Source organism: Sphingomonas sp. Leaf38, from assembly GCF_001421825.1.
Taxonomy (GTDB): domain Bacteria; phylum Pseudomonadota; class Alphaproteobacteria; order Sphingomonadales; family Sphingomonadaceae; genus Sphingomonas.
In genome coordinates, this window is the sequence record NZ_LMLD01000011.1 from 656,443 (window position 1) to 670,561 (window position 14,119).

The following is a 14,119-nucleotide window of genomic DNA, read 5'->3' on the forward strand; positions in this document are numbered from 1 at the left end:
GAAAGTCAGGATCCAGAGCCCCGCGCGCTGGCGGTTGCTACCTTGGATCCTGACTTTCGTCAGGATGACGGCAGGTCGGACATCGAAGTCGGACGCATCGAGCCTCATCCGGCCCAAGCAGCAGCACGGCAATCCCGCTCAAACACACGTGAAGAGCCGGCCCAAAGCCAGCCCCGCACCCGTCAGCAAACCCCGATCAGGCCGCCCATTTCGCCAGCCAGTCGGCCAGCGCCTGCGGTCCCATCGAGCGCGCATCTGCCAGCTCGGTCTCGTGCCCCGCGTTCAGCAACCGGTTGCTGCGCGGATCGACCACGAGCACGGCAGGAACGCCCTTCAGCCGCCCCTTGACGCCGTAGCGTGCCGCGACCTGCCCGTTCTTGTCGAACCGGCCGATATCGACCGTGACGACGACGAACTTGCTGTCGACGAACCGCTTCATCTCGGGAAGGTCGATCGTCCCCGCGAGCAGCCGGCAATCGAGGCACCAGTTGCCGCCGAGATCGATCAGCAGCCGCTTGTGCGACCGTACCGCGCGCGCCCGCGCCGCCGCGACCTGCGCGTCGGCATTCGCCTTCTCGTCATAGGGCAGCGGCAGCGGCGTCGGCAGCCGGTCGAAGCTCGTCGCGCTGATCCGCGGTGCCGAGACCGCACCGCGCGGCGCGGCAGGCGCTGCAACGGCGGTGGCGAGCAGCGCGAGCGTGGCAAGACGCTTGATCAACATTATTCATATCCTCCGATGACGGCATTGAGGAAGCTCGGGAACGGCCCGTTCCAGCGGTCATCGGCCGCCGGGTTGACCGGCTCGCGACGACCACGGTTCGCTTCCCCCTGCGGCGCACGGACGGGCTCGGCCCGCGGCGCGTCCTGCGGCGCGGCCTTGGAGCGTACCGGCTCGGCGGGCACCGTCACAAAGCGCGGCGTCGCGACCGGAGCGGGGGCGGGGGCAGGGGCGGGCGCGGGTGCGACTCGAACCGGCTCCACCGGAATCGCGACGGGCGCGGCCACGGCACGCGCGGGCACGATCGCCGCGACCGGCTCGTCGATCGGCGTACGCTGCCACCGCGAGCGTTTCACCTCCGGCACGGGCACGGCCGCAACCGGCTCGGCGGCGGCGGCCAGCACCTCGGCGACGATCGCCGGCGCGACCGTATCCGCGCGCGGGGCACGACGGTGCCGCGACCGCTCGCGACGCGGCGCCTGCACGTCGTCCTCGACGACGGGCGCAGGCGCGGCGGTCTTGGGCTCGCCGCCCATGCTCAGCCGCTCGATCGTCTGGCCGGTCAGCTTCTCGATGTTCTGGATATTCTCCGCATCGTCGGGCGCGACGAACGTGTATGCGGTGCCGCTGGCCCCGGCGCGGCCGGTGCGGCCGATCCGGTGGACGTAATCGTCGGGATGCCACGGCGCGTCATAGTTGAAGACCGTCGACACGCCCTTGATGTCGAGCCCGCGCGCCGCGACGTCCGATGCGACGAGGATCGTCACTGCGCCCGTCTTGAACAGCTCGAGCTCGGCGAGACGCTGCGGCTGTTCCATGTCGCCATGGATCTCACCCGACTTGTAGCCCGCCTGCTTCAGCACCTTGTTCAGGTCGCGCACCGTCGTCTTGCGGTTGCAGAAGATGATCGCGTTGGTGACCTCTTCCTGCGCAAGGATGCGGCGCAGCGTCTCGCGCTTGGCGGTCTGGCTCGGCACCGGCACCAGATACTGCTTGATGTTGAGGTTGGTCGACGCCGGGCGCGAGACCTCGATCGTCTTGGGATTGGTCAGGAACTTGTCCGCCAGCTTCTTGATCGGCGGCGGCATCGTTGCCGAGAACAGCAGCGTCTGGCGCTGTTTCGGCAGCTTGGTGCAGATTTCCTCGATGTCGGGGATGAAGCCCATGTCGAGCATCCGGTCCGCCTCGTCGATTACCAGCATCGAACAGCCGTTGAGCATGATCTTGCCGCGCCCGAACAGGTCCATCAGCCGGCCCGGCGTCGCGATCAGCACGTCGACACCCTTCTCGAGCGCCGCGAGCTGGTCGCCCATCGACACGCCGCCGATCAGCAACGCCATCGAGAGGTTGGAATTCACGCCGTATTTTTCGAAATTCTCCGCCACCTGCGCGGCGAGTTCGCGCGTCGGCTCGAGGATCAGGCTGCGCGGCATCCGCGCGCGGCTGCGGCCATGCGCCAGGATGTCGATCATCGGCAGCACGAACGACGCGGTCTTGCCGGTGCCCGTCTGAGCGATGCCGATGATGTCGCGCATCATCAGCACGGACGGGATCGCACCCGCCTGGATCGGGGTCGGCTCGGTATAGCCGGAATCGGTGACTGCCTTGAGCAGTTCGTCGGAGAGGCCGAGATCGGCAAAACTCATGCAAATGTCCGGTAAATGGAGGGTGAAATGCACTGCCCTCAAGCGTTCCGGCGCTCGCTGATTTGTCGACAAATGTCAAGGAAACGTCGGTGGATTGCGACTGACGCGGATATCGCGGCACCGTCCCGCGGCGCCGCCATTCCCGATGATGGCCGGTCCCGATGATGGCCAGCCCCTATGATGGTCGGTCCATCCCCTCGCCGCGACGAAGCCCCGTCATCCTAACGAAACGCCGTTATCCTGACGAAAGTCAGGATTTAGCGCCGCGCACCTCCAGCTTTGGTTACCCCGAATCCTGACTTTCGACGGGCTGACGGAGCGAAGACGGGGAGTGCAGGGGGCTGTGCTGCTGCCAATGCTGCAGGCTATCGTTCTCCGATGTGCCCCGCGTTATTTCTTTGGCCGCAAGCTCTTGAATCCGTCGATCTCGCAGCGCGCGCCGGATCGCATCCGGATCGCATCGCGATCCTTGCAGATCAGACCGTCGGGCCCCGGCCTCAGATAGAATCCCGAATAATAATCGAGCGGCTTGCAGTCGCCGTCGAGCCGCGCGCGCAAGCGCGTCTGGTCGTCCATGACCAGATCGACCGCGCCTTCCTTGTTCAGCATGGCGCCGGCGATCTCTGCGACCGCGATGCATTTCGGGCCCTTATGCTCCTTCCATTCCCGCGGCGGCGCATAGGTGCGCGCGGGCATCCGGCTCATCCGCGGCACGCGGATGATGACGCGTTCGTGGATCGAAAGCTGCGTGATCTGCACCCCCGCCAGCGAGCCGGCAGGGGGCGGCACGTCGCGCATCGCCGCGGCGAACGGTCCCGCAAGGGCGAGCAGGGTGGCGGGAATCGCGGGATGGATCATGTTGACGTAACCGTTAGGGCCAATCGTTGAACGCGCGATGAATTTTGTCTAGCACTTCGACCGTGCCGCAAAATCAGACAGCAACCCTGACATCTTCGCAAGCCGCGATGCTGGCCGCACTCGCGCCGCTGCTCGACGCCAAGGCGATCGTCACCGACCCCGCGGCCATTGATCCCTGGCTGCACGACTGGCGCGGCCGGTTCCACGGCGCGGCACCCGCGATGCTCGCGCCCGGCTCGACCACGGAGGTCGCGCTGATCGTCAAGGCGGCCGCCGCGCACCGCGTGCCGCTCGTCGCGCAGGGCGGCAACACCTCGATGGTCGGTGGGGCGACCGCGCCAGCGGATGGCCATGCGCTGATCCTGTCGCTCCGCCGGATGAACCGCATCCGCCGCGTCGACGCCGACGCCGGGCTCACGATCGCCGAGGCGGGCGTCATCCTCGCCGACCTCGATGGCGCGGCGCAGGGGCAGGGGTGGCGCTTCCCGCTGACGCTCGGCGCACGCGGGACCGCGACGATCGGCGGGCTGGTCTCGACCAACGCAGGCGGTACGCAGGTCCTTAAGTTCGGCACGATGCGCGGGCTGGTCGCGGGCGTCGAGGCGGTGCTGGCCGATGGCAGCATCCATGACGGCCTGTCCGCGCTCAAGAAGGACAATCGCGGCTATGACCTCGATCAGCTATTCATCGGCGCGGAGGGGACGCTGGCGATCGTGACCGCCGCCACGCTGCGGCTCGCGCCCGCAATCGCCGCGCGCGGCACCGCCTGGGTCGGCATCGACTCCCCGCAGGCGGCGCTGCGGCTCCTGCGCAGGATGCAGGCACGGACCGACGCGATCGAGAGCTTCGAGATCCTCCCCGCCGAATCGCTCGACGCAGCGATCGCGCACCTCCCCGACGCCCGCGCGCCGCTCTCCGGCCGGCACCCCTGGCATCTCCTGATCGAGGCGACCTCGCCGACTACCGCGGGCGAATCCCCGTCCGCGCTGCTCGAACGACTGCTCGGCGACGCGCTCGCCGATGGCGCGCTCGCGGATGCGACGATCGCGGCGAGCGAAGCCCAGTCCGCGGCGTTCTGGCTGCTGCGCGATTCGCTGTCCGCGGCCGAGCGCGCGCTGGGCCCCGCGACGCAGCACGACATCTCGATCCCCGTCGAGACGATGCCGGACTTTATGATCGAGGCGGCGGCGGCGTGCGATGCGCGCTTCCCCGGCACGCATGCGAGCGGGTTCGGGCATCTCGGCGACGGCAACGTCCATTTCCACGTCCGCGCCGCGCCCGGCACCGACCCCGCGCGCTGGTATGCCGAGGATGCGCCGGTCGTCACCCGCTTCGTCGGCGATCTCGTGACCGCGGCGGGCGGGTCGATCTCCGCCGAGCACGGCATCGGCCAGATGAAGCGCGACGAGCTCGAACGGCTGTCGTCGCCCGCGCGGATGACCGCACTCCGCGCGATCAAGGCCGCGCTCGATCCGCTCGGCATCCTCAACCCGGGCAAGCTCGTCACACTTGCACGCCCGCCCGGCGCACCATAGAGCCTCGCCCCAATCGGTGGCACCAGCCACCGGCGTTTGAACGACCGATCCGGAGAGTAACATGGCCAGCACCGCGCAGCTTCCGCTTTTCTATAATGGCCTCGAGCCGCTCTCGAGCGATACGCACGCCAACTACAAGGTCCGTCCGCAGGACAGCGCGCCGTTCCTGGTCGGCCAGCACGCGATCCCGATCACCGTCGACGAGTTTCCGCTGGTCCAGCGCCACATGCCGATCGTCTTCTCGACCGGCGACGACGCGATCCCGCTCGCGCTGATGGGCCTGAACGAGGGCGTCAACGTGTTCGTCGGCGACGACGGCAAGCTGACCGAGACCACCTTTTACGTCCCCGCCTATGTCCGTCGCTACCCGTATATGCTCGCGCGCCTGCACCCCGACGCGCAGGAGCTGTCGCTCTGCTTCGATCCGACCTCGCCGACGCTCGGTGAGTTTGAGGACGGCGATGCACTGTTCGAGAACGGCCAGCCGACTGAGCTGACCAAGAACATCCTCGGCTTCAATGAATCGTTCGAGCAGGCCGGCGCGCGCACGCAGAACTTCATGAACGAGCTGCGCGAGCTCGAACTGCTGATGGACGGCGAAGTCACGATCCAGCCCGACGGCGCCGATCAGCCGTTCGTCTATCGCGGCTTCCAGATGATCAACGAAGAGAAGCTGGTCGACCTGCGCGGCGATGCGCTGCGCAAGATGAGCAAGTCGGGCATGCTCCCGCTGCTCTACGCGCACCTGTTCTCGCTGTCGCTTATGCGCGATATCTTCGCGCGCCAGGCACAGCTTGGCCAGACCCCGCAGCCGCAGATGGCCGCACCCACGCCGTTCAACGTCTGAGGACTGGCCATGGCAGCGCAGGATCGTTCGGACCGGTCTTCGCCGGAACGCTATTCGAGGGTGGCGATCTGGCTCCATTGGACGATCGCGCTGCTGGTCATCGTCAACCTTGCGGTCGGGCTGTTACACGAGTCCGTGCCGGCTTTGCGTGCCTGGATGGGCGCGCACAAGGCACTCGGGATGCTCGTGCTCGTCCTGAGCCTCGCGCGGCTCGCCTGGCGGGTCGCGCATCGCCCGCCGCCGCTGCCAGCGCCGATGCCTGCGTGGGAAAAGGGGATCGCGCACCTCGCTCACGCTGTCCTTTACGGCATGATGATCGGCATGCCGCTGACCGGATGGCTGATGGTGTCCGGCGCGGCCAGGCGCGGTCCGTTCAATTGGTTCGGCCTGTTCGACATTCCGTATCTGCCGGTGTCGACCGCGACCGGGCGCTTCGGTCACGAGGCGCATGAGATTGTCGGCTGGATGATGCTCGCGCTGATCGTTGCCCATAGCGCCGCGGCGTTGCGCCATCACCTGGTGCTGCGCGACGAGATCCTGGCACGGATGGCCCCGGCCTTGTCGCGGACGAAACCGCGGGTTTGAAAAAAATCTGCGGTGCGGCGCAACAAGGGTTGAACCAAATCGGGGCTCACCCATTTAGATCCTGTACGGCATCGTGTCCCCCCCTTTCGCGGCGCCGTACGGTACGCTTCTAGCGTACCTCCTCCCTGAACCTAGGCCACTCCGTGCTACGCACGGGGTGGTTTTTTTTGCGTGATTGCAATCGAGCGAAGGCGCGCGCCGCGCGTTCGGCAACGGCGCGAGTGGATAGGGCGCGAGTGGAGAGGGCGCAGGAATTGTACTGAGGGCGGGTTCCGTCGGGCCGCGCCCGTCACCGCGCTTGGGCGGGCAATGACACACCGCCTTGTCGATTAGCTTGTTGCAACGCCGGGGCCATGCTCCGGCGCGCGCTGGTCAGGCCTCCGGCGCCGCCTCGCCCAGTCGCTGTTCGGTCAAGATCTGCCAGCCCGCCAGGAACAGCGCGGCGACCAGCGGTCCGACGACGATGCCGCTCAAGCCGCAGACCTCGATTCCACCCAGCGTGCTCACCAGGACGATGTAATCGGGGATGCCCGTGTCGCGCCCGACGAGGATGGGCCGCAGGATATTGTCGGCAAGCCCGATCACAACGATGCCCGAGACGATCACCGCGATCCCCTGCCAGATGGCCCCGGTCGCGAGCAGATAGACCGCCACGGGCACCCACACGATCGCCGGTCCCAGCGCGGGCAGCAGCGACGTCAGCGCCATCAACAGGCCCCACAGCAGCGCCGCGGGGACGCCGACGAGCCAGAAGGTCAGCGCGCCGAGCCCGCCCTGAACGAGCCCGACGATGACCGAGCCCTTGATCGTTGCGCGAACCACCGCGACGAACTTGCCGACCAGCCGCTCGGTTACCGAGCGTTCGAGCGGCAAGCTGCGGCAGATCGCCGGTCCGATCCGATCGCCGTCGCGGAGCAGAAAGAACGTCACGTACAGCGCGATCCCGAACGCGAGCAGGAAACCGGCCGCGTTGCGACCGATCGACAAGGCCTGCCCGGCGATCGTCCGGACGCTGTTACCCAGTGCGTCGGATACGCGCGCCTGCAGCCGTTCAAAGCTGGTGAGCCCGGACTTGTCGACCAGATTCTGGAGGCGCTCGGGCAGGGCGTCATGGATCTGCTGGAAATAGGCGGAGAAGTTGATCTGCCCGCCCTGCATGCTGGTGTAGACGGAGGTCGCCTGGTCGATCATCATGCTGGCGATCAAGAGTGTCGGCACGACGACGGCGACGAAGATGATCAGCATCGCCAGCGACGCGGCGAGATTGCGGCGGTCTGGGTTGCGCGCGAGCAGCCATTGGTACAGCGGCTGGAACAGGATCGCCGCGAGCGCGCTCCACAACAAGGCGGCGGCGAATGTCGACACCACGATGCCGAGTGCGATCGTGATGATCGTCAGAAAGACGAGGAATCCCCCCGTCTCGATCCGGCCCCGGTTTACCATGTCGCCTTACCCTGTTCGTCCGACCCGGCTAAATGTCCGGTGCCAGCGTCTCAATTCATTCGAAAAATCCCCCCGGATGCATCCGGGGGGATCATAATCAGCGCAGCTTCTCAGAACCGTTGATCAGCGCGGCCTTCTGGTCTGCGGGCATCGCCTGCGCGTTGACGTCGGCGTCGTCGATCGCATCCGCCTGCTGGTCGCCGCTCGTGCGGACGGCCTCGGCCTGGTCCTCGAGATTGTCGGCGGCGGCCTCCAGCGCGTCGGCGCGGTTGTCGGCTGCTGCCTCGACATTGCTGCCGAGCTTGTCGTCACCCTTGCCGCCGCAGGCTGCGAGCGAAACGGTGAGAGCGGCCATCATAACCGCGGCGGTGAGCTTCTTCATTATCGAATTATCCTGTTGGTGTGTGACGACGCAAACCGTCACGGTGACGTAACGGTTCCCGACGCCACGATCGTTCTGTTTTAGTGTGATCTTTTTGCAATAGGCGAGCGCGGCGCCGCGTTGCGCGCCTGAAACCAGAAGCCGCCTTCGACCAGATAGACGCACCCCAGCGCACCGAGGCCGATGCCGAGATAGCCGATCGCGAGCGGGACGGTGGAGCCGTCATACGCCTGGCCGATCAGCGATCCGACCGCCACCGCACCGAGGCTGGTGATGAACCCCTGCACCGACGATGCGGTGCCGGCGATATGCCCGACCGGCTCCATCGCCATCGCCCCGAAATTCGACCCGCACAGGCCGATGCAGGTCATGCTGAGCGCCTGGATCGCGATAAAGGTCCACAGCGTCTCGATTCCGCCGGCGATCACCGCGAGGTGCACCAGCGACAACGCGATCAGCGCGAACACCCCGGCCTGCGAGATCAGCCGCGTGCCCAGTCGCTCGACCAGCCGGCTGTTGGCGAACGATGCGCAGCCCATGGCGAAGGCGCAGACCGCGAACAGCACCGTGAACCGATCGCCCGCGCCGAACTGCTCGCCGAAGACCTGCTGTGCCAGCGATACGAACGCGAGGATTCCGCCGAACGTCAGCGACGCGGCGACCGCATAGCCGATCGAACTGCGATTGGTGAGCGTCAGGCGATAGGCGCTGCGCAGCGATCCCAGCGAGAGCGCGGTCCGTCGCTCGACCGCGAGCGTCTCGGACAAGCGTATCGCCGCCCATGCCAGCACGAACGCGGCGAACCCGGCCAAGACGTAGAAGATGAACCGCCAGGGGCCGAACGCGAGCAGCACCTGCCCCAGGCTGGGGGCGAGGATCGGTACCAGAAAGAAGATCATCTGCGCGATCGACAGCGTCTTTGCCATTTGTCGGCCGGAAAACCGGTCGCGGACGATCGCGACGGCCAGGACGCGGGTCGATGCCGACATCAGCCCCTGCAGGATCCTGGCGCAGATGAGCGCGGTGAAGGTCGCCGAACTCGCGGCGAATATGCTCGCGCCGACGAACCCGGCCAGCGTCGCGAGCAGGATCGGGCGGCGGCCATAACGGTCGGCGAGCGGCCCGTAGACCAGCTGGCCGATCCCGAAGCCGAACATGTACGCGGAAATGATCCACTGTCGCGAATTGGCGGTCGCGGCATGCAGCTCGGCGCCGATCGCGGGCAGCGCGGGAAGCATCAGGTCGACCCCGAGCGCATTCACCGCCATCATCGCGGCGATGAAGACGATGAATTCGCGGCGGCCCAAGCCGGCCTGGGCAGTTGCATGGGGAGTCGGGTGCATCATCGCTTGCGCCTAGGGGTTTATGCCGCACCGCACCATGCCAGATCGCAGCGCGAGCTAACTCCGCCGAGACGAGGAGGATCGCATCGACGCGGCGGCGGGCGATCGGCTCGCCTCACCCCGCGATAGGCGTCTCGGTCCGCTCGACCGCGACGATATCGACATGGTGGCTTTTCCAGCCCCGCGTCGCCGCTGCCTCGACGGCAAGGTTCTGGGTCCTCTTGGCCTCGGCGAGCGATTTGCTGTGCCCCCAGAAGACCTCGGTCTTGCCGCTCGCGAGCACGGCGACGACCCGCCAGTAATGCGTCAGCGCGAGCGCGGTCGGGCCGATCGTCTTGACGTACCCGTCTGGCAGGCGGGCGGTGAGATAGACTTTACGCTTCGCCATGATCGCTCCGCTACAGGCGCCGTGGTCAGTCGAGCTGAGCGAACAGGTCTCGCATGATCTCGACATCGATCGCGAACTCGCGGCGGTCGATCGGCCGGGGATCGTCCGCCACCGTCGGGCCGACCGCGGCGAAATAGTCGAGCTGGCGATGATGCGCGAGATTGGCGAACAGCGTGGCATCGCCTTCGCGGCCTTCGGGCGCAATCTCGATAAACGCGCTGCCCGGGTGCATGAAGACCGCATTGGCCAGCCCCGCGCCGAGCGGACCCGCGATCGCATCGGCGCCCGAAAACAGTTCGACCTGCTCGCGAAAGCTGAGATATTGCGGTTCGATCGGCTCGAAGCCGTGCTCGGCGGCGATCGCCATGACGGCAGCCTCGTTGGTCAGCTTGCGCGAGGACGCAGTGCTGCGGCTGATGAAGAAGCGACGGCCCGAGCGGGTTTTCGTCGCATAGCGATCGCGGATATCGTCCGCCATCGCGAAGGCGTGTGCGCTGAACGTATGGATGTTGGCGAGCCCGCGCGCGGGCATCAGCAATCGCTCGCACCGGGTGACGCTGTCACCCTGCGTGGCGATCCGGCCGATCGGCGGCAGCGCGTTGAGCATCTGATCCATCCACGGCCGCAGCGGTGGCAGCCAGATCGTCGCATCCGCGGCGAGCCCCTGACGTTGCGCCAGCCAGAGCCGCGGCAATGCCTCGAGCAGCCAGTGGAAATAATTGAGGTTGGTCTGGATGCCGACGACCAGATGCGTGCCCGGCCGTTCGGCGCTCTCGGGGAGCGCGCTCGAGAAGACACGATCGGGATGCTCCTCGAACCCGTACCGCGCCAACGATCCGAACGCACGGAAGCTGTCGCTGAGGATGCGATTGTCCTGATCGGCGACCAAAAACCCCTCGGTCAGGATCGCGCCATGCGGGAGGGCTACCAGGAATGACGGCGCCAAGCGGGTCGTGCCGGTCGCCCCGGATCGTACGTCATGTTCGCGCGGTGTATCGACGACCCTTGGATCGACCGCGAAGAATACCGGCGCCTGTCGCGCGATCGGTGCATCACCCGGCAGGATAACCTGCACCGCCGCTCCGGTCGCAGAGGACAGATCATCCGTTGCCGGGATGCCGTCGCGATGGAACAATCGGTACATGGTACGAGTAACGAGTAGAGGCGCCGTAATCTTCGGTTCCTTGTAAAAAAAACCAGTCTTACCCGTGTCTAGCGGTGTCGTCCAATCCCAAAAAAGCGGCATGTACGCCGCTTGAATAGGCGACCATTCAAGCGCCTGTTCAAGCAATTCGCTCGTCGCTGATCGTATGTTCGTGATCGGCGAAGGTCAGGCGGTTGCGGTTCACGCGTCCGTACAAGGCGACGTAGCGATCGGCCATCGCGCGCGTGTCGTAGTGCCGACCGACCTCGTCCTGCCAGCGCTGCGTCGCCGCGCCTGCCGCATCGATCGCCTCGGGCAAACCGGCAAGGTGCGCGAGCCACTGCGCGAGATCGGTGGCCGGAATACGGACGTCATGCAGCCACCCCGCGCCCGACTCGCGAATCCGGTCGCCGACCGCGCCGACGTCGAAGCCGACCACCGGCAGCCCCGCCGCCCAGAGTTCGGTCAGCGTATGGCAATAGGTTTCTGCCCAGATCGAGAAGATCGCCCCGACATGCGGCGCGATCTCGGCGACGCGGTCGGCGAACGCGTCGCGCTGATACCGGCCATGCAGGACGAGTCCCGGTCGCGCGGTCATGTGGCCCGAATCGCCGAGCACGTGAAACTCGAAACGACGGCCGGCATCGATGTCCGCGGCCGCCTCGATCAGCGCCGCGCCTTTCGCGGCGGATATGTTGCCGGGCACCAGGATCCTCAGCGGGGCGCCCGGTTCGCGCGTGGCGGCGGTGGCGAAGCCGGTGAAGGTGCGACCATGCGGGATGATCTCGAACGGGCGGTCCGCCAGGGCGGGCAGTGCGTCGAGGATGATCGTCCGCGCGGTCGGACTGGTCGTCACATAGGCATCGCACTGCGTCAGCGCCGCGGTCATCATCGCGCGCCAGCGATGGACGAACTCGTGCTTGAGGTGCGGGAACGCATCGCTCGGCCATAGTTCGGGGCGGCACCGGCCTGGTCCCGGCGTGCACCGCCCGCCGCAGAATACCATGTCCTGATCGAGCAGCTTGACGGTCGGGCAGACGGTATAGAAATCGTGGAACGAGAAGATCGTCGGAATGCCCAGCCGGCGGCAGGTTTCGATCAGCGTGGTGCTGTGCCAGGCGATATGCCGGATATGGACGATCTCGATCGCGTGCCGGGTGAGCATGTCGGCGACGACCATGTCGTATTCGCTCGATCGGTGGACGAGCGGATCCAGCCCGCGGTGCAGCTCCGCGGTTTCGACGGGCACGAGCGTGCCGTCCTGCAGGCGCGACATCTCGACCTGCACCGTGTCGCAGCGTAGCAGCCACGGGTCGAACCGGTCCGACACCGCGCTCATCAAATCCTGGTTGGTCTGCGGGGTGCCGCCCGATTGCGTTGCGATGACGTACAGGATGCGCGCACGCGGCGGCGCCGGCGTCGCGCCGACCGCGCGGCGGATCCGCCACCGCATCGCGAGCATGTCGCGCCCGCGCGTGAACACGCCGATCCGCGCCTTGTATTCGGGGTAGCGGTCATCGATCACCGCGCGTCCCGCCGCGTACAGCGCCGCCTTGGTCTCGCCGAAGCTGGCCGATCCCTCGTGATGGACGAAGGTCCGGTCGTCGATCACGTTGCGCAGCCCGGCATGATCGGCGCGCATCGAAAAGTCGTTTTCCTCGCCGTATCCGCGCGGAAATGCGGCGTCGTCGAGCGCGCCGATCCGGTCGATCGCATCACGGCGGATATACATGCAGAAGCCGTTCCCGGTCGGCACCTCGGGACGCAGCGTCATGGCCGCCTGCCGCACCAGCCGGCCCATGTCGTCGAACGAAAGCTCCGCTGGAACCGGATTGGGAACGCCCGGCTCGGGCACCGAAAACGCTCCGGCATTGTCCGAGACCGCCGTGGCGGAGGCGACCGTGCGACCGCTATACGCGGCCAGCCGCAGACCCTGCAGCCAGCCGGGCGTGACCTGCGTGTCCGAATTGAGCAGGACCACGTCGTCGCTGCCCGCCAGTGCGATCGCGCGATTGACGGTGCGCGTGAAGCCCAGGTTTTCGGAATTGCGATGCACCGCGACGTTCGGCATCTGCGCGGCGGCGTCCAGGATCGCGTCGATCGCGCGATCGGTGCTGCAATCGTCGATCAGGATCAGCCGGCACGGTAGGTCGGTGCCGCGGCGCAGCGCGTCGATACAGGCCGCGGTATCGCGCGCCGCATTGTACACCGGCACGATGATCGTCACGCCGCGCTCGGCAACGTCGGGCAGGATGTCGAGCGCGACCGACGGCAATGCCGCGCGCCGGTCGGGGATCGGCATGTCGATCGCGCCGCGAATCGGTGCGGACTGACCGCTTGCATGGACCGCGACGCGCGCGCTCGTTCCACCGGTCATGCTGACTGTCGGCATCTCGAAGCGAAACCCGCCGCCGGCAGCGACGATACCCTTGGCGAGCAGGTCGGCGCGATGCCGGTTGGCGATCGTGGTGGCATAGCGGATGCCGTCGATCCGTAGTTCGATCGGCAGCATGCCGTCGGAGCGATTGACGTCGGCCGCCCAGCCCCGCGCCTCGCTGGCCGTGACGCGTTCGAGCTTGCCCTGGACCAGTTGCGTGCGGATGATCGTCTTGTCGTCGACGATGACCGCGCCGGCGCGCAGCACGATCATGTCGGGCCCCAGCGGCGCATCGGCCGACGGCGTGGCGCGCGCGCGCAGATCGCGCAGCGAGACGCGAAAGCCGTATTCGGGTTCGGCCCCGGGCAGGATGCCGGCCAGGTCGGGGCGGTGGATCGAGGGCATGATGGTCGCGCTCAGCACGCCGTCGAACTGGAGCGTCACCGGCATCCCCACCGAAAATACCCAGCCCGCGATCTCGTCCCCGCCGGCCACGTCGATATGACCGAGCGGCGCCATCGTCCGGATCGCATCGCTGGCGATCTCGAGCGGCGTGCCCGCGATCGCGGCGGTGACATGCACGCCGGTCCCGATCGCCACGGGCAGCAGGACGCGGAATGCCCGTGCGTCGATCGCGGCGAGATCGCCACGGTAGGACGAAGCCGCGATCCGGATCACGGGCTGTGCGACACCATCGAGCGACAGCGTGAGTTCGCCGGACTGGAGCAGCGCGTTGGTCGCCCATCCTTGGACGATTGCGCCATCCCGCATGCATTCCAGTGCTTCGATATAGCCTGCAGTCATAGGTCGTCGTCGCTCCGTCCGTGCGATGTGGACCGGGCGGACGCAGCGC

Annotated in this window: 12 protein-coding genes; 3 read left to right on the forward strand and 9 right to left on the reverse strand. The window is 67.0% G+C overall.

Annotated elements, in window-relative coordinates; translation table 11 throughout:
- Positions 1-196: 196 nt before the first annotated feature.
- The 3 genes from ASE88_RS10410 to ASE88_RS10420 form a co-directional block, all read right to left on the reverse strand.
- Positions 197-721 (reverse strand): thioredoxin family protein, encoded by a 525-nt coding sequence (locus ASE88_RS10410; RefSeq protein WP_056477954.1) that lies wholly within the window; start codon positions 719-721, stop codon positions 197-199.
- On the reverse strand, positions 721-2,364 hold the full coding sequence (locus tag ASE88_RS10415; RefSeq protein ID WP_056477956.1) for a DEAD/DEAH box helicase: 1,644 nt from the start codon (positions 2,362-2,364) through the stop codon (positions 721-723). The genes ASE88_RS10410 and ASE88_RS10415 overlap by 1 nt, the downstream gene beginning before the upstream one ends.
- Before the next feature lie 390 nt (positions 2,365-2,754).
- Positions 2,755-3,222: a hypothetical protein gene (locus ASE88_RS10420; protein WP_055873530.1), complete on the reverse strand. Its 468-nt coding sequence runs from the start codon at positions 3,220-3,222 to the stop codon at positions 2,755-2,757.
- 107 nt (positions 3,223-3,329) lie between these two features.
- On the opposite strand from ASE88_RS10420, the gene ASE88_RS10425 reads away from it, so the two are divergent.
- The 3 genes from ASE88_RS10425 (at position 3,330) to ASE88_RS10435 (ending at position 6,189) form a co-directional block, all read left to right on the forward strand.
- Positions 3,330-4,757: an FAD-binding oxidoreductase gene (locus ASE88_RS10425; protein ID WP_056477957.1), complete on the forward strand. Its 1,428-nt coding sequence runs from the start codon at positions 3,330-3,332 to the stop codon at positions 4,755-4,757.
- A 61-nt stretch (positions 4,758-4,818) separates the two neighbouring features.
- Positions 4,819-5,604: a SapC family protein gene (locus ASE88_RS10430; RefSeq protein ID WP_056477959.1), complete on the forward strand. Its 786-nt coding sequence runs from the start codon at positions 4,819-4,821 to the stop codon at positions 5,602-5,604.
- Positions 5,605-5,613: 9 nt separating this feature from the next.
- Positions 5,614-6,189: a cytochrome b gene (locus tag ASE88_RS10435; RefSeq protein WP_056477961.1), complete on the forward strand. Its 576-nt coding sequence runs from the start codon at positions 5,614-5,616 to the stop codon at positions 6,187-6,189.
- Between the two features lie 372 nt (positions 6,190-6,561).
- On the opposite strand, the gene ASE88_RS10440 is transcribed toward ASE88_RS10435, so the two are convergent.
- The 6 genes from ASE88_RS10440 to ASE88_RS10465 all read right to left on the reverse strand — a co-directional run bounded on the left by ASE88_RS10440 (position 6,562) and on the right by ASE88_RS10465 (position 14,070).
- Entirely contained in the window at positions 6,562-7,632 is a 1,071-nt protein-coding gene (locus ASE88_RS10440) for an AI-2E family transporter (protein WP_056477963.1), read from the reverse strand.
- Between the two features lie 97 nt (positions 7,633-7,729).
- On the reverse strand, positions 7,730-8,014 hold the full coding sequence (locus ASE88_RS10445) for a hypothetical protein (protein ID WP_056477965.1): 285 nt from the start codon (positions 8,012-8,014) through the stop codon (positions 7,730-7,732).
- A gap of 80 nt (positions 8,015-8,094) precedes the next feature.
- Positions 8,095-9,360, reverse strand: coding sequence for a multidrug effflux MFS transporter (locus ASE88_RS10450; protein WP_235527902.1), 1,266 nt, complete (start codon positions 9,358-9,360; stop codon positions 8,095-8,097).
- 112 nt (positions 9,361-9,472) lie between these two features.
- The gene (locus ASE88_RS10455) at positions 9,473-9,745 is read right to left on the reverse strand and encodes a hypothetical protein (protein ID WP_056477968.1); all 273 of its coding nucleotides are present in this window, start codon (positions 9,743-9,745) and stop codon (positions 9,473-9,475) included.
- A 25-nt stretch (positions 9,746-9,770) separates the two neighbouring features.
- Positions 9,771-10,889 carry a glycosyltransferase family 61 protein gene (locus tag ASE88_RS10460; protein WP_056477970.1) on the reverse strand — a complete coding sequence of 373 codons (1,119 nt, stop codon included), beginning with the start codon at positions 10,887-10,889 and terminating at the stop codon, positions 9,771-9,773.
- A 139-nt stretch (positions 10,890-11,028) separates the two neighbouring features.
- Positions 11,029-14,070, reverse strand: coding sequence for a glycosyltransferase (locus ASE88_RS10465; RefSeq protein ID WP_056477972.1), 3,042 nt, complete (start codon positions 14,068-14,070; stop codon positions 11,029-11,031).
- Positions 14,071-14,119: the final 49 nt, after the last annotated feature.